Annotated in this window: 12 protein-coding genes; 4 read left to right on the forward strand and 8 right to left on the reverse strand. The window is 53.2% G+C overall.

Going from position 1 to position 16274, the window contains the following annotated elements; all coding sequences use genetic code 11:
* Positions 1-47: 47 nt before the first annotated feature.
* The 4 genes from AC3WS9_RS04315 (at position 48) to AC3WS9_RS04330 (ending at position 5063) form a co-directional block, all read left to right on the forward strand.
* Positions 48-2561, forward strand: coding sequence for a fimbria/pilus outer membrane usher protein (locus tag AC3WS9_RS04315; protein ID WP_492486905.1), 2514 nt, complete (start codon positions 48-50; stop codon positions 2559-2561).
* Positions 2545-3108: a fimbrial protein gene (locus AC3WS9_RS04320; protein WP_492486907.1), complete on the forward strand. Its 564-nt coding sequence runs from the start codon at positions 2545-2547 to the stop codon at positions 3106-3108. Before AC3WS9_RS04315 ends, AC3WS9_RS04320 begins: the two co-directional genes overlap by 17 nt.
* Positions 3109-3192: 84 nt before the next feature.
* Positions 3193-4269, forward strand: coding sequence for a type 1 fimbrial protein (locus AC3WS9_RS04325; protein WP_492486909.1), 1077 nt, complete (start codon positions 3193-3195; stop codon positions 4267-4269).
* Between the two features lie 140 nt (positions 4270-4409).
* Positions 4410-5063, forward strand: coding sequence for a helix-turn-helix domain-containing protein (locus AC3WS9_RS04330; protein ID WP_492486911.1), 654 nt, complete (start codon positions 4410-4412; stop codon positions 5061-5063).
* 183 nt (positions 5064-5246) lie between these two features.
* Here AC3WS9_RS04330 and AC3WS9_RS04335 read toward each other — a convergent pair whose 3' ends face one another.
* From AC3WS9_RS04335 to AC3WS9_RS04370, 8 genes are all read right to left on the reverse strand, one after another.
* Positions 5247-5543, reverse strand: coding sequence for a DUF5862 family protein (locus tag AC3WS9_RS04335; protein WP_282494444.1), 297 nt, complete (start codon positions 5541-5543; stop codon positions 5247-5249).
* A gap of 174 nt (positions 5544-5717) precedes the next feature.
* Positions 5718-7259 carry a TolC family protein gene (locus AC3WS9_RS04340; protein WP_492486913.1) on the reverse strand — a complete coding sequence of 514 codons (1542 nt, stop codon included), beginning with the start codon at positions 7257-7259 and terminating at the stop codon, positions 5718-5720.
* Positions 7256-9412 (reverse strand): peptidase domain-containing ABC transporter, encoded by a 2157-nt coding sequence (locus tag AC3WS9_RS04345; RefSeq protein ID WP_492486915.1) that lies wholly within the window; start codon positions 9410-9412, stop codon positions 7256-7258. Before AC3WS9_RS04345 ends, AC3WS9_RS04340 begins: the two co-directional genes overlap by 4 nt.
* Positions 9402-10679, reverse strand: coding sequence for a biotin/lipoyl-containing protein (locus tag AC3WS9_RS04350; RefSeq protein WP_492486917.1), 1278 nt, complete (start codon positions 10677-10679; stop codon positions 9402-9404). The genes AC3WS9_RS04345 and AC3WS9_RS04350 overlap by 11 nt, the downstream gene beginning before the upstream one ends.
* Positions 10680-10733: 54 nt before the next feature.
* A complete protein-coding gene (locus AC3WS9_RS04355; protein WP_492486919.1) occupies positions 10734-11276 on the reverse strand; it encodes a response regulator transcription factor in 543 nt (180 codons plus the stop codon).
* 107 nt (positions 11277-11383) lie between these two features.
* Entirely contained in the window at positions 11384-12895 is a 1512-nt protein-coding gene (locus AC3WS9_RS04360) for a TolC family protein (protein ID WP_492486921.1), read from the reverse strand.
* A complete protein-coding gene (locus AC3WS9_RS04365) occupies positions 12895-14145 on the reverse strand; it encodes a beta-barrel domain-containing protein (RefSeq protein WP_282494450.1) in 1251 nt (416 codons plus the stop codon). The genes AC3WS9_RS04360 and AC3WS9_RS04365 overlap by 1 nt, the downstream gene beginning before the upstream one ends.
* Entirely contained in the window at positions 14145-16244 is a 2100-nt protein-coding gene (locus tag AC3WS9_RS04370; RefSeq protein WP_492486923.1) for a type I secretion system permease/ATPase, read from the reverse strand. Before AC3WS9_RS04370 ends, AC3WS9_RS04365 begins: the two co-directional genes overlap by 1 nt.
* Positions 16245-16274 lie beyond the last annotated feature (30 nt).

Here is a 16274-nt window from a genome sequence, read left to right on the forward strand (position 1 = left end):
TCTACACGATCCACAGTCGCACGCGTTTTTTTCATTCCGTACCATGGATGGTACCGCTGGTTCTGATTTATAGCGGATACGCCTTGTCCCGGGAATATTTTAACCCCGCCTTGCTGGAGATGACCGATTCCGTGTTAGCCACGGCGGATTTATCGGCATTCGAAAATGGCAAACAGGCACCCGGGAAATATCGCGTTGATGTGTTCGTCAATAATCAACAGGTAGATTCCCTGGAGATTGTATTTGATCATAGTCATGACCCTAATGCTGCCGACGCGCTTATGCCGTGCTTGTCTCTTGAACAGCTTAAAAGCTGGGGAGTCAATACCGACAACTATCCGGAACTGTCGATAGAAGGAAGTCAGTGCGTCAATCTTCTTGCCATTCGTGATGCTGCCGCTGAGTTTAAATTTAACGTCCAGAGATTAAATTTAAGCATTCCGCAATCTGCATTACTTAATCGCGCGCGCGACTATATTCCGCCTGAAAAATGGGACGAAGGCATTAATGCCTTTTTATTGAATTATAACCTGAACGGGTCAACGACGATGCCACGCATAGCCGGACAACAAACGGTTAATAGTCAGTACGGGAACTTTCGTCCCGGCCTGAATATTGGGCCGTGGCGAATTCGTAATTACTCGACGTGGAATCATGACAATCAGGGCCAGAACCAGTGGGACTCCGTTTACAACTACGTTTCCCGCGATATTAAGGCGCTGCAAAGCCAGCTGACGGTGGGGGACAGCAATACCCAGAGCGATGTCTTCGACAGCATCGCATTTCGCGGCGCGCAGCTGGCGTCTGACGAGAACATGACGCCGGACAGCCTGAAGGGCTACGCGCCGGTGATCCATGGTATTGCCCGCACCAACGCTGAAGTGACCGTTTCTCAGAATGGCCACAGTATCTATAAAACCAACGTCGCGCCGGGGGCATTTGTCATAGATGACATGTATCCGACCGGCGGCGGTGGGGATATGGAAGTGACCGTCAAAGAGTCCGACGGCAGCGTTCAGACTATGGTGGTTCCCTACGCGTCGTTGCCGGTGTTGCACCGCGAAGGCAGCTTCGAGTACAGCGTGACCGGGGGCAAAACCCGAACCGACGGCAGCAAAGAGGCGAACTTTAGCCAGGTGACCGCGGTATATGGCCTGCCGCATGGTTTCACGGTCTATGGCGGGCTGCAGGAGGCCAATGTCGGGTATTCTGCGGCCTCAATGGGGCTTGGCATCAACCTCGGCGATATCGGCGCTATCTCGACGGATATCACTCAGGCCTGGGCCAGAGTGCGCAGCACCGAGGCGTCGACCGGCGCGCAGACGCTGACAGACCAGAACGGCCAGTCGCTGCGCCTGCGATACAGCAAAAACTTTTTGGATACCGGCACCAATCTGACCGTGGCGGGTTATCGCTATTCCACCAAAGGGTATTATTCTCTGAGCGATACCCTGGATTCTTATAATAGTGAATCGATGAGCGATCGTCGCCGCAACCGTACTGAACTGTCATTGTCGCAGGATATTGTCTATGGATCCGTCTCGGTCAGTTATATTAATGAAAACTATTGGGATAACAGCAGAACCTCGTCCCTGAGTCTCAGTTACAACAATAACTGGAATGGGATCAGCTACGGGTTTAACTATATTTATAATTTAAACCAGCAATCCAGCCAGGAAGGTCAAAGCCTTAATGATAAAAACGACCAGCAGCTGTCGTTTAATATCAGCGTGCCGCTGGATAAATATCTGCCGGGAGCAAGCGTCAGCTACAGCATGAACAGCGCTAAAGGTGGGCCAACCACCTATAACGTGAATGCCTCTGGCACCTCGCTGGATGACCGCTCCCTGAACTGGAGCGTCCAGGAGGGCTATTCCGATGCGGAGCATCAAACCAATGGCAACGCCTTCGCAGGTTATAAAGGCCGCTATGCTCAGGTGAATGGCGGATATTCTTATGACAATAATTCCCAGCGCGTGAACTACGGTATTCAGGGCGGGGTGTTAGTCCACAAACAGGGCGTGACCCTTTCCCAGCCCTTTAACGATACCGTGGTGCTGGTGAATACGCATGGCGCGGCGGATGTACCTGTCTCCAGCCAGACGGGCGTCAAGACCGACAAACAGGGCTTTGCCGTCGTGACTTACGCCAACCCGTACCATAAAAATGTCGTTTCTCTGGATACAGAAAATCTTGAAAGTGATGACGTTGAATTACAAGAGACCAGTAAGAGCGTAATCCCAACGCGCGGCGCGGTGGTTGAGGCGGGATATAACACCAGCCTGGGCAATCGTGTATTACTCACGTTGTTAAAAGAGAACAATCAGCCGGTGCCTTTTGGCGCAACGGTGAGCCAGCCGGATAATAGTCAGGGCATTAACGATCCCCACAACGGGATTGTCGGGGACGGCGGGCTGGTCTATTTAACCGGCATGGCAGAACAAGGCACAGTATTGGCGCGCTGGGGAGAGGGAAACCAAAATCAGTGTGTAGTTAATTACACCTTGCCGAAACAGAAAACAGTATCCGGAGTCACTATCCTGCATGAAAAATGTCATTAATAATCCTGGGTGGACGTCTATTTTTAGCCTTGTCTGGTTCGCCATTTTAATGTCTGGCTCGTTATTTGCCTATGGCTCTACGGATACCATCCAGATACAGGTAACAGGAAAGATAATCGCGGCATCCTGCCAGGTCGATATTCCTCAGAATGTGGATCTTGGCCAGATATCGCGTCAGGATCTTTCCGTGGCGGGCGGGAATAGCGGCACCATGGTCGTGCTGCTAAAACTTTCCCAGTGCTCACCGCAGGTCTCCCAGGCCACGGTGAGTTTTACCGGTTCACCTTATACCGCCGACCCGGCTTTTTCGAGCGCGATATATGCCAATGAAGCCTCTGGCGGTGCGACGGATATCGGCTTGCAGCTTTTTAATCTGGATGGAAAGGCGCTGGTCAATCTGGCAAATGGTGTGGAATATTCATTCCCGGTGCAGACGGATACCCATGCAGGAATATTTTCCATGGGTGCCAGAATGTATTCTCCTCACGGTACTCCGACGGCCGGTGATTTTAAATCCGCGGTAACGGTAAATTTTACGTATCAGTAACGCATAACTGTAGTGTTTAACAAAACTGTATTTCTGACGGCTTAAGTTAAATCTGCTTCCCCTCTTATGAAGAATCGTTTATTTATGAACATAAAATTATTTCTGGTGCTGACGTTGGCGCTGTTTTTCTCAACGGTCGGCCACGCCGCCTGCAAGCGCGGGGGCGGCCTCTTCGATGATAAAGATATTTCAACATCGTACGCGAGTCTTCCGCAGAGTATTGTCATCACGAATGATAATTACACTGCCGGTACGGTGATTGCGACTACAGGTTGGTCTCAGGGATCCAACGATCAGCTGACTATCCAGGGATGCGGCAGATCCTATGTCGTCGGCTTTTTTTATCTCGGCTCGCCTCAGGTGGATGCCGCGGCGGGAACACAAATTATGCCAACCAATATCAATGGCCTGGGTGTGCGTGTCACGACGATGAACCAGGCGGGGCCTAATGACGGTGCGACGGTGGTGGATAACAACTGGCACTCCGGCAGCGGCACAAAAGATGATCACACGTTGCGTAACTCTCAGTATTTGGTTGAACTTGTCGCCACCGGTGGGCCTATCACCCCTGGAACGCTGCAGGTCACCGGCACGCTGGCACAGGTTGAATTCCGTGAAAGCGCCAGTCACAGTGCAGATGGTGATATTGCGTCGAATATCGTGTTACAGAATACGCAGGTGGTGTTAAAAGCCATTGGCTGTAATACTGATACGTCGCAAATTAGCTTTAATTTTAATACCTTAAACGTAACGGAATTTGACGGACAAACAAAGGCGGGCTCTGCGCCGGACCAGGGGGTGGATCTCTCGTGTGAGATGGGCACGAATGTGTCCCTTTCAGTCACCGCCGTGGAGGCCTCAGGTGACAATGCCAACCATACGGTGATGGCGTTGAGCGGCGCCGGTAATAGCGATGTGGCGTCCGGCATTGGCGTGCAGTTGGGACTGAAAACCCGCATCTATGATAGCGGAAGCGACGGTTTGCCTTTAAATAAAAACGTTGCCGTTGTCAGTTCAACCCGAAGCGGAAGCGAATATGTCAGTGGTGGTACGCTGACACATGAAGAGCTCATCTTTAGCGCCGTCTATTATAAAACGGCTGCAACCGTGACTGCCGGAAATGCGAATGCAACAGCGACGCTGACACTGACCTATAATTGATCATGCCACTGTACTGGTTTTGTTCTTAAAACAAAATTTGATCCATATTCGTTTTATGGGGGAATTCAATTATAATAAGTATGCGTAACGCTCCTTAATTTACGCACTCTCTCTTAAAAACTTATATAAATGAGTTGACTATGTGCGATAAATCTAATGTTTCTTCTAAATTTGAGTTAATTAAAAAACCTGTACATGATTACCAGGTGGTCATGGAAGCTTTGGCGCCGTTTGCGACTTTCTTTGACTGTACGAAAAATAAAAAATTAATGCTCGTTCAGTCCGGGAAACCCGTCTGCTATCTGGTATTTGAAGGGCGTGGGTTAATTTGCCGAAACCGGGATAATCTGGTGCTCACGACCTCGCGAGCGCCGATGATTGTGGGGCTCACCAGTATTCTGTTTCCACTGAATGAAGAATATTACTGGCGTCCTGAAACCGATTGTATCGCAATGAAGTTGGACGCCAGCGCTGCGCGACAGATCATTAGTGACAATAATTTGTGGCAGCATTTAGCCACCCTGATAGGGTATATCGCTTACCGTTTAAATGATCACAATGTCAAACTGACCGCCCGTTCTGGGCTCAGTATTATCTGCAAACAGATTTATGCGTTAATGGATGAGCCCATTGAAGTACGCAGGAAGGTGGGGCTGACGAACTATATTCTTGACCGAACCTTATTGTCGCGTAGCTACGTCATGAAAATTGTCGCAGAGCTGAAGGCCCAGGGGAAAATAGTGCTGGATGACAAAGTACTGATAAAAGTCGAGGGTCTGGAAGATAACGAATAAGGTAAGGTATTAAGAGGTCAAACGTCATTATGTTTAGTATACAAAATAAAGGGTCTCTGATTCGGTTATTCGGTCAGAGACCCTTTTTTATGGGTGCTACACAAAAGGAGGTGGCTGATTAAGCCACCTCCCTAAGCATCACCCGCAGAATGGCGGCCAGAATCGCCATTCTGTCAGACGGTCTTAGCCACCAATCTGATCGGTGTAACCGTCAACGAAAGTGGTGATATCGTCTTTGCCATACAGGAAGCCGCCCACGCCACCGACAACGGTGCCGACCACGCTACCGACCACCGCGCCAACGCCCTGAGCGATCACGCCAAAGCCCAGACCATCGGATTTGGTGTTGATGCCACCTAATGCCAGACCGGTACAAAAACCTGCACCTGCGCCATATACAGCGCCTTCAATCGCATCGCCAAGAGAAGATGCCCACGCACCGTTTACCATTTCGACTTCAGCTTGATTCAATTCACGCATTTCTTTAATGTCCTTATAATATCCATTGCCAGTAAATACCTGTCATTCGTGTATTTGAATGACAGGAGCAATTATCGATAAATCAAAAATATTGTATAGGCAAATTCACAGGTATTTATTATTTCGGGGCGCATAGCTGAATATTTCATTGCGTTTAATTTAGCGCGTAAGTTATTAATATAAAGTTAATTTACCCACAGCCGATAAAAGCGAAAGTCGCTGGAGATACCAGGCGATCCGAATATTCGCTTCGTCGATTTCGGTCGTCGATAATTGCTGCTGGGTATTCAGAAGTTCAATAATCGATCCCACGCCGGTTAAATAACGCCCGTTGGCAATATCATAAGCCCTGCGCGCCGTTTTCAGGCGCTGGGAAATCAACCGCAGGTTGTGGTTAGTGGTATTCAGTTTTTGCCAGGCGTTCCAGGTTTTCAGCCCGACATCATTCACTACACGCTGATAATCCTCTTGGGATAACGCCTGCTGAACGTGGGCGTCCTGCAGCTGATTATAGCGGCGAAAACCCGAGAACAGCGGAACCGAGACGTTCAGGCCGACAAACATCGAGTCGGTTCGGTTGAGCGGCTCGTAACGGTTCTGGTCCAGAGACGACACTTCCCGGTTAACACCGGCCTGTAGCGAGATGGACGGCAGAAAATCCCGCTGCGCCTGATTCAGCTGTTCGTCCGCGGCTTCGATGTTTTTCCTGGCGGCGAGGATCATCGGGTGCTGTTTTACCGCTTCGTCCAGCAGCGGCTTCAGGGCCATCATCTGCGTGTCCGACGGCACCTCGAGGTTATCTTCCGGGTGGATCTGGCTGTCGACGGGGAAGTTTAACGCGCTGGCGAGCTGACCAATGGACTGCTGGTAATCCCCCTCACTCTGCACCCGGTCCTGGGTGGCAGAGAGCAACACGTTTTCCGCCTGCAATGCATCCGCCAGCACGCCCACGCCGGAGCGGTATTTGTTCTGCGTGGTGTCCCAGGTTTTGCGCGCAATCATCTCGTTCTGCTTCGCGGCAGAGAGGATGGTGCGCTTCGCCAGTACCTGGTAATAAGTCTGCGCAAAAGAGATGACAAAATCCTGCAGGCCCGACAGCGCCTGGTAGCGATTGCTCAGCCACAGATCCTGCTTTTGGCTAATCAGCGCTTCGCGTTTGCCGAAATCAAACAGCAGCCAGTTCAGCTCCACCCCGGAGTTCATCGTCCGGTCGGTCTGCTTTTGGCTGCCCGAATGCTGGAAAGCGTAGCTGTCGCTTTCGCTGGCGGAGCTGAAAATGGCGTTGATGTCCGGCATCCAGCTCGCCTGACTCATTTTGTAATCATACAGATAGTGGCGCATGTTCAGCGCCAGGCTGCGCATGCCGGGGTCCTGACACAGGGCCAGCGTCAGGGCCTGGGCAAAATGCTTCACGCTGGTCGTCGAGGTGATGTTGCAGGCCTCTTCGATATCATTCTCCTCGTTCAGCAGCCACTCCGGGGCTTTGACGGGAGAGGGCATGGCGATCTCTTTGGCGACCGGCGCTGCGCGATCGGTACTTTCCAGCTGGAGCTTATCCAGCAGCGCCAGGGTTTCCGGCGAGGTGGTCTGGGCATTCGTCGCGGTGGGTCTTTGCTCGCCGCTGTCCAGAAGCTGCTGCAGGTTATCCTCTGCGATGGCGAACGCGCTGATGACGCCAGCCAGCATCAGCGCCACGAGTGAAAACAGGCGCATCATGGGCGTTCTCCCTGCGTCGGGTTGAAAATGTCTGCCGGGGTTTTGTCGCCCGCCACGCGGCCACCCTCCATGACGATGACCCGGTCGGCCATCATCAGCGTCTGCGGTCGGTGCGCAATCATCAGCCGGGTAATGCGCAGCTGGCGCAGGGCGTCGTTGACCTTTTTCTCCAGGAACAGGTCGAGATGGCTGGTCGCTTCATCGAGCAGTAAAAACGCGGGCCTGCGATATAAGGCGCGGGCTAAAAACAGGCGCTGTTTTTGCCCGCCGGAAAGCGCGGCGCCCATGTCGCCCACCAGGGTGTTGTACTTCATCGGCATCGCCATGATGTCATGATGAATGGCCGCCATTTCCGCGCACTGGACGGCAAAGGCCATGTCGTCATTGGCATCGCCAAAGGTGATGTTGTCGATGATGGTGCCCGCAAACAGAACGTCGTCCTGCAGCACCGCGGCGCTGATACTGCGCAGGGATTCCACGCCAAACTTGGGCAGCGGCACGCCGTCGATCAGGATCTCGCCCTGCGTAGGCTGAAGGCAGCCGAGGGCAAGCTGTCCGAGCGTGGTTTTCCCGCAGCCCGATGTCCCCATGATCGCCACGCACTCTCCGGCTGCCACCGTGAATGAGACCTCATCCAGCACCAGCGGCTCCTGCGGGGCGTACTGGAAGGAGAGGGCGCTAAAGGTCAGCGACGGGGCGCTACGATCCATCGGCAGCCCGACGTGGCTGATTTCGCTCTCTTCCGGGTCGCTGAGCACGATATCCGCCAGCCGCTCTGTCTGAATCGAGAGCATGCGCAGGGCAAAGGCGTTGTCGATCAGATTGCGCACGCGCTCGAGAAACTGGCCCTTGTAGGAGATAAACGCCATCAGCAAACCGACGGTGAAGACCTGGTCGATCACCATCGACGCGCCAATGCCCAGCACCAGCAGATTATCGAGTGAGAAAAGAATGCTGTTCAGCTGCTGATAGTAAATCTGCAGTTTCTGGGTTCTTACGCCCGCGTTGAGCTGATTGACCAGCAGGGTTAACCATTCGTCAGAACGCAGGGTCGTTTTCTGATACAGCTTGAGCGTTTTGACGCCCCGCAGGGTTTCCAGAAAGTGCGAGTTCTGCTTCGCGGCGTGGATAATTTGCTCCTGAGACGCATTGCGCAGCGGCCGATACCAGATCAGACGACCCAGCAAATAGGCACCGATCACCAGCAAGGGGATTAGCGTCAGCATGGGGCTGTAAAGCAGCATCATCACCAGAGTGATAATACTGAGCAGGCCGTCGAGCACGGCGACCAGGAACGAGGAGGAGAGGGTTCCCTGGATGGCTTCCACCGCGCCAAAGCGCGAGACCAGATCCCCCAGATGCCGCCGCTCGAAAAAGGCGACCGGGAGTCTCAACAGATGGTGAAACACGCTGCCCTGCCACTGCACGCGGATTGAGGTGGTGATGTAGATCATCACCCACGCGCGGATCATCGACATCACCTGTTTGATCAGCAGCGTCAGGGCGTATCCCAGCATCAGGACCAGCAGCAGATGGCGATCGCTTGAGACGATCGCATCATCAATCGTCCACTGGGAAAAGAGTGGCAGCAGCAGGGTAATAAACTCAATGGCAAGCCCCAGCGCGATGACGTAAGCCGCGCTGGATTTCAGCCCGACGATGCGGCCAATCAGCTGACCAAACTTCACTTTCAGCGGCGGCGCGGTGTGGGTGAAATTTTTGTCCGGCCACAGCTCCAGCGCCACGCCGGTAAAAGAGGCCGACACGTCCGCCAGGGAGACCACGCGAGGGCCGATAGCCGGATCGTGGATCACGCAGTGTTTGCTTCCCACCTCTTTCAGGACAACAAAATGCACCATGTCCCAGTGCAATACGCAGGGCAGCCGGAGCTGGCTCAGCTCGGCCATATCCAGGCGCAGCGAGCGGCTGGCAAGCTGGTGGTCGCGCGCCACATTCACCAGCTGATTGAGCGTTAACCCTTTTTGCGAGACGCCATGCTCGCGGCGCATCTGGCGCAGATCCAGCACGTTGTTATGCCACGCCGACACCATGCACAGGCACGCGAGGCCACATTCTGCGGCCTCGGTTTGCAGCACCATGGGCAGTGCTTTGCTGCGAAAGCCAAAGTTGATGGCCTGTAATTTACTGAGCATTCCCTTTCCCCTGACTCACTAACTCTGACGGTGCCATTTTGAGCAACGGTTCAAATATCCATTCATATAAGCGTCGGTTTTCACGCACCACGTCGGCTTCGAGCTGCATGCCGGCCTGCAGCTCCATTTTCTGACCGTAGACATTGACGTAATGCGCGTCCGGCTGGACCACGATGCGATAGAGCGGGGCGCCCGCCTCTTTGTTTTCAAAGAGATCCATTTCGTTTTGCGTCAGCGCGACTTTTGAGACGCTCACCACCACGCCATGATATTGACCGAATTTCTGCCACGGCCAGGCGGGGTAGCGCAGCCAGACGTCGCTGTGCGGGCGAATAAACCCGACGGCGTAGCTCGGCGCGTAGAGATACGCCAGCAGCCGGGAGTCCTGCGGGATAATGCTTAACAGCGGGGCGTGGCCATCAAAATATTGCCCGGCGGTCGCGGTCAGCGCGGTGACTGTGCCTGGCTTGGTGGCGCGAATAATAATCTCCCTTTTGGACTCGCTCTCCGTCAGCTCTTGCTCGGTGGAGGCGATTTTGCTGGCGATGTCATTGCGCTGTTTCTGATAGTTGCTCTCCAGCTGGAGCTGCTCGTTGGTGCGCTGAATTAATTCACGGCGGCTATTAATCAGCGCGCTGCGGCTGGTCTCAAGCGCGCCGTTCTGGCGCAGGCTCTCCTCTTTGACGCGCTGAAATTGCTCCAGCGAAACATACTCTTTCCCCCACAGCTCCTGATATTGCGCGACCCGTTTATTGAGGAGCTGCGAAAGCATCAGCTGATTATTGCTCTCTTGCTCCTGGAGTTTGACCTGCTCGGTCAACTGCTGGATCTGGCGCTCGGAGGCCGTTTTATCGGTGATCCAGCTGCCCTCCACTTCACGCAGGGTGTTATTGAACAGTTTCAGCCGGGTGCGGATTTGCTCGCTGATGGTCTCCTGGGTGGCATCTTTTCCCTCAAGGGAGCGGTCGCTTGAAAGGACGAAAAGAGGCTCCCCCAGCGTGACTTTGTCCCCTTCTTTAACGAAGACGTTTTTGACGGATCCCGCCTGCGGGCTATAGATGCGGATAATCCCTTTATCCGGCATTAATACCCCGGAAACCTGCTGCTTTCGGGTATAAGAAAAAAAGTAGATAAATAAAATCAGCACAAAGACAATGCCCAGCGCAATATGCGCGCTCAGGCGTAACGATGGCGGAGAGGCAATAATCACCTCTCCCAGCCAGTGACGTCTTCTGGATTCAGTCACTTCCTGGCGAAATAATCCCATAGTTCCTTCTTTATAAAACAGTGAATCCGTAGGTTGATTCTCAACCCGCTGCAATTACGCGGCAGGTTTGCTTAATTTGTCCATACTGGAGACGGCGGAGAGTTTATCCACTTTGAGTTTGTACATAATGTTATAGCGATGAACGCACACGGTTTTGTAACTCACGCCCAGAAAGTCAGCGATAGACTTATTGGAAACGCCCTGCGAAACAAAATGCAGAACTTCTCTTTCCCGCTGGGTCAGAAGTGAAAGCTGTGAATTCAGATTGACGTCTTTAAGCGGAGATTTTGGCAGACACTGGAATCCTTTCATCACCGCCGTAATGATCAGCACGATAATATCCATATCGAAGGTGCAATCAATCATGCCGTCCGCGTGGCTGCTGATGATTTGTCGCAGGCTATAATCCACTTCGCCATTCACTAAAATAATCGCTTTCAGATGGGTACGAGAATGTAAATCTTTCCTGAAGGTCGTATCAAACAGCAACGACGAATCAAATATAATCGTCTCGCATGCGTTGTCATGAAGAATGTCGGCGACGTTCTCTTTTGGCAACGGCATACAAATGGCTTCGTAGTCAAAATTTTTCGACAAAATCTCCTTAATAGTGAAGGTTATAAAATTATTCGACGAGTACACAAAGATCTTCTTTTTAGACAGTTCCATTATCCATTCTCGCTATAAAAATATGGTGAATTACATTAGGGGGACAACATAGCTAAAGGATCTTCTATATCTTTTATCGCGCCGGAGGCGGCGGATTGATTTTTTACCGCACTGACGGGCGGAGTCGTGGGAACAGAACGTCCGCTGCTTTCCATTGCAGCGGAGGTATCAACCTGATCTGTTACCGCAGGTAAAGAAGGCGGGGCGCTATCCACGATGTTTTGCGGAATCGTCGAGTCTGTCTCTTGATTGTCAACGATATCAGGCTGATCGTTCAGCGCAGACTCAATATCCTGATCTTTGTCTATTGCCACATGAATGCCAAAGGCCTGGTTTATTTTCCCAAGCTTTGCGACTGCCCTGAGCATCGTGATCTGGTAACTCGCCATGCTGTTTATCTGGCTGTCGATGGTCTGGTAATACTCCTGAGCGGCATTTAACAGATCCAGAACCGAGCGGCGGTTAACGCGATACTGATCGTTATACAGAGACATCACCTGTTTCGACTGGGTTTCTCGCACCTTGTAGATAGCCGCTTCTTGTTTATAGCCCAACGCCTGCTGAAAACTTTCTGATACGTTGGTGGCGTTATCTTCCATCGATTTCTGCACGTTCCAGCGCGCAGATTCCACCTGTTTTGCTGCGTTTTCCGCCTGGAAGAAGGTATTCCCGCCGTCGAACACGTTGCTGGTGACGTTGAACATCACCTGAGTATCATTCGCGCCGTAAATGGATGTCTTGCCCTGCGACAGGGAGACCGAGAGCTGAGGCAGCCAGCTTTTGCGCACGTACTGATACTGCGAGCTGACAGCCGCCTGCTCCATCTGCAGCGCCCGGATCTGTGGCGAAACCCTGATCAGCTCCCGCAGGTCTTTGCTGATTTCCCGGTCGAGAAAGGTCAGATCCGTGTCTTCCAGCACGCCGGACGGCGCGCCGACCAGAATCTGGTACTCGTTTTCCGCTGCCTGCAGCTGAGCCTGAATGCTCTCGGCGCTCGCCTCCAGGCCGCGGATCCTCACCTCGACCTGACGCACGTCGCCCTGGTTATCCACGCCGCCTTCGGCGCGCGCCACGGCAAGCTCAAGGATCCTTTTATGCTCGACCATTTCGGCGATATTGTTTTGCAGCAGGTGCTGGCCCTTCAGGATATTGAAATAACTCTCCGCCACCTTTGAGGAGACGGTTTCAGCATCGTCAATCGCTTTCCAGATTTGCGAGCCTTTGTTGTATTTCGCGTTATCCACCCGGTCGCCGGTGCGGCCAAAATCGAATAAATTTTGCTGGACCGTCAGCGCATACTGATTATCCCCGGTATCAGATGTTTCTCCCGTCGCCTGTTGCCCCGCGGAGACGCTGATATTTGGCAGCCATCCGCTGCGGGCCTGATTGACAGAACTTTCGCTGGCGGAGATCTGGCTTAAGGAATATTGCAAAGAAGGCGAACGGGAAATCCCTTGCTGCAATGCCTGCACCAGCGATTCGGCAGTAGCCGGTTGCGAGGCAATGCCAGAGAACAGGCCACATAATGATACAATCCATTTTTTCATTAGCGTTCTCTTAAAGCTTCTTTAGCTTTGTTTAAGGGTTTTACCAGATAATCGAAGACGGTTTTTTGCCCCGTCGAAATATCGGCCGTGGCGATCATGCCGGGCGATATTTCATGGGCCTTTCCGTCTTTGCTAAACAGGGATGACTGCGCAGTGCGAACGTCAATCTGATAATAAAACTGGTCCCGATGGGTTTCGTCGGCCAGCGTGTCCGGGGAAATACGATCCACGACGGCTTTCATGGTCCCGTAAATCGAGGACTCATAGGCGCTGATTTTCACCACCGCTTTCTGACCCGGATGAATAAACGCGATATCGCGCGGGTTTATTTTCACCTCAATCAGTAACTGATCTTCGGACGGCACCACCTCAAGTAATTTCCCGCCCGGCTCCAGCACGCCGCCCACGGTGGTGATTTGTACATCTTTCACCACGCCTTTTACCGGTGAATAAATAGTCGTTCCCGATAGCTGGTCGCCGCGCTGTAATAGCTGATAATAAAGCGAGTCGAGTTCGGTTTTTTGTTTTACCAGCTCGGCTTTGCTTTGTTCATACCAGCTGTTGCGCGTCTCATTAATTTTATTTACCAGATCGGAAACTTCACGACGCAGGCGTAATTCTTCTACCTCTGAAACGGCGCCTTTTGCCACCAGAGGTAATGTCATATTCAGCTCGTTTTGCGCCAGCTGGCGGCTTCTTTCCATGCCCGTAATGGATTCGAGCAGCGCTTTGTGGCGCATTGTATACAGAGACGACTCGTGGGTAATAATATCTTTGTTGGCCGCCAGAATATCCTCATCAGATAATTGGTGAGCGTCTTTTTCGGCAACATTATATTTCCTGAGAATATCCACATAGTCGGGCGTGACCGCCTGACCGTCAATGCCGGATATTTCGGCCTGTAATCGGGCGACCGCCACGGCGAGGGCTTTGACCCGCGAGCCAATTTCATTAAAACCGGCCTGAAAGCGCGTGGAGTCCAGCACGGCGATGCGCTGCCCGGCGTTGACGTGGTCGCCCTCACGCACCAGCAGGGCGCGGATCACGCCCCCGTCGCGGGACTGGATCACCTGCGAGCGGCTCCAGGTTATGACTTTACCTTGTCCGGTGGTCACCTCATCGAGCAGCGCGAATTTGCTCCAGATGAGCAGCGCGGTGATGGTCAGCACGATAATGGCAATCACCATGATGCTGCCCTTAATCTGGGCGTAATAGCTGTCCCTGATCGGGGTCTGAGAAGAGAAGCTCATCAGGCAATCCTTTTGTTCGAATTCAGCTGCTGGAGCACCCGTTCTTTGGGGCCATCCGCAACGATTTTTCCGCGGTCCATGACGATAATCCGATCCACCAGTTTTAACGGCGCGTGGCGATGGGTCACCACCACCAGAGTTTTGGCCTGACAATGTTTTTGCAGGGCATTCACCACGTGCATTTCGGTGACTTCGTCCATCGACGCCGTGGGTTCGTCCAGCAGTAATACATTGCCGTTCTGAATGAGTGTTCTGGCCAGCAGCAGCGCCTGACGCTGACCGCCGGACAACCCTTTTCCCCCTTCGGAGATAGGCAGGTCCAGCCCGCGATTGTTGCGTAACACCCCGGCCGCGCCTGAGAGCGTCAGGCTCTTGACGATCTCCTCCGCGCTGGCATGCGGATTTCCCAGCAGCACGTTATCCCGCACCGTTCCGCGAAACAGCTGGGCATCCTGCTGCAGGTAGCTCATGCCGTTGCGCAGATCGTTGACGGAGAGGTTGCTCATCGACACGCCGTCGAGGGCGATTTCTCCTTCGGCGTTATCCGCCATGCCTGACAACACGCGCAGCAGCGTCGATTTTCCCGCGCCGATGCTGCCGATAATGGCAATCTTCTCCCCGGCTTTGATGGAGAGTTTTTCGATATCCACCGACCATTGGGTGTCGGGCTGGAAGCGAAAACGCGTGTTCGCGAGTTCATAATTGCCGTGGATGGTCGGCAGGTGGGTGGATTCCGTGAAGGCGCGCTGTTCGAGAGGGCGCTCGAGAAAATCATTCAGCCCGCGCAGGGAGATACGCGCCTGCTGCCAGCGGGTCAGCACCCCGGCAATTTGTCCCAGCGGCCCCACGGTGCGCGAAGAGAGGATCGAGCAGGCGATGAGCGTACCGGTGGTGATGGTATTGTCGATCACCAGATACACCCCGAGGGCAATCACGCAGGAGTAGACGCTTTGCTGCACGAACTGGCACCAGTTGCTGAGCCGGTGTCCCCAGCGGCGCTGTTCGAGGGAGATTTGCGAGGCGGTGCTGACGCAGTGCTCCCAGAGGCCGATAAAGCGATCTTCGGACTGGGTGAGTTTGATATCTTCCAGACCCTGAATGGTCTCCACCAGCATGGCGTTACGCTGGGCGCTCTCTTCGTGGCCTTTCCCGGACAGGCGGGCCAGCGGCCACTGAATGATAATGCCGGGCACCACAATCAGCGGGATCGCCAGCAGTGTCGGCAGTACCAGCCAGCCGCCGATCATCCAGATCAGACCGAGGAACAGGGTGATAAACGGCATATCGACAATCGCCAGCACCGTGGTCGAGGTGAGCAGTTCCCGCACGTGTTCGATTTCACGGATCTGGGCAATAAACCCGCCGGTCGATTCCGGCGTGGCGCTGTTCTTAATGCTCATGGCGCGGGCGTAAAAGAGCGAGGACATGGAGATATCCGCCCGTTTGCCGATAGCATCCGCCAGTTTGCTGCGCGCCAGCCGCAGCAGCATGTCGCAGAGCAGGGCGATGATCACACCGCCAAACAGCACCCACAGGGTAGAGAACGATTGCGCAGGAATGACGCGGTCATAAACCTGCATGGAAAACAGAGAACTGCCGAGCGTTAAGATATTGCCAAACAGAGCGCTGACGGTAATCAGCACATAAAAGCGAAGATCTTTTTGAATTAATTTCCACAGCCAGTGCGGGTTATCAGAATAGGCCGCAGTGCGTAATTTATATCCCTGTGACAAGGGCGTGCGTTTAACTATCCAGACGCTGCCTTCCCGCTGGGGTTCGAGAGTATCGAGGGCGATCTCGACTTTTATTTTTGGCGTTTCCACAAAAGTGACCAGCGCTTTATCCTGCTCAACGCTATGGACGACCACCATTTTATTATTCTGCAACGGCATGCAGAGCGGAAATAGCTCCCCCGGCAGGGCCGAGAGTTTAAGATGACATTCCTGATACTGTAGCCCCAGATATTCTGCCATCGCTTTAAAAAGCGAAACGTCATCGTGGCCCTGCTTAACCAGGTGGACCAGATTATCTTCGCTAACGTTTAGGCTCAGTTCCCGCGCTGCAATCGCCAGCCCGGCACTCCATCGAGACAATAACATCCATTTTGACCTGTGATTGAGAGCGTAGAG

The sequence above is a fragment of the Lelliottia sp. EB106-05-01-XG201 genome (genome assembly GCF_058791735.1).

Excerpts from the sequence above, each read along its gene's own strand:
- AC3WS9_RS04340 (WP_492486913.1), bottom strand. The coding sequence starts at position 7,259 with ATGATGCGCCTGTTTTCACTCGTGGCGCTGATGCTGGCTGGCGTCATC.
- AC3WS9_RS04325 (WP_492486909.1), top strand. The coding sequence starts at position 3,193 with ATGAACATAAAATTATTTCTGGTGCTGACGTTGGCGCTGTTTTTCTCA.
- AC3WS9_RS04315 (WP_492486905.1), top strand. The coding sequence starts at position 48 with ATGGTACCGCTGGTTCTGATTTATAGCGGATACGCCTTGTCCCGGGAA.
- AC3WS9_RS04345 (WP_492486915.1), bottom strand. The coding sequence starts at position 9,412 with ATGCTCAGTAAATTACAGGCCATCAACTTTGGCTTTCGCAGCAAAGCA.
- AC3WS9_RS04365 (WP_282494450.1), bottom strand. The coding sequence starts at position 14,145 with ATGAGCTTCTCTTCTCAGACCCCGATCAGGGACAGCTATTACGCCCAG.
- AC3WS9_RS04350 (WP_492486917.1), bottom strand. The coding sequence starts at position 10,679 with ATGGGATTATTTCGCCAGGAAGTGACTGAATCCAGAAGACGTCACTGG.
- AC3WS9_RS04370 (WP_492486923.1), bottom strand. The coding sequence starts at position 16,244 with ATGTTATTGTCTCGATGGAGTGCCGGGCTGGCGATTGCAGCGCGGGAA.
- AC3WS9_RS04360 (WP_492486921.1), bottom strand. The coding sequence starts at position 12,895 with ATGAAAAAATGGATTGTATCATTATGTGGCCTGTTCTCTGGCATTGCC.
- AC3WS9_RS04320 (WP_492486907.1), top strand. The coding sequence starts at position 2,545 with ATGAAAAATGTCATTAATAATCCTGGGTGGACGTCTATTTTTAGCCTT.
- AC3WS9_RS04335 (WP_282494444.1), bottom strand. The coding sequence starts at position 5,543 with ATGCGTGAATTGAATCAAGCTGAAGTCGAAATGGTAAACGGTGCGTGG.
- AC3WS9_RS04330 (WP_492486911.1), top strand. The coding sequence starts at position 4,410 with ATGTGCGATAAATCTAATGTTTCTTCTAAATTTGAGTTAATTAAAAAA.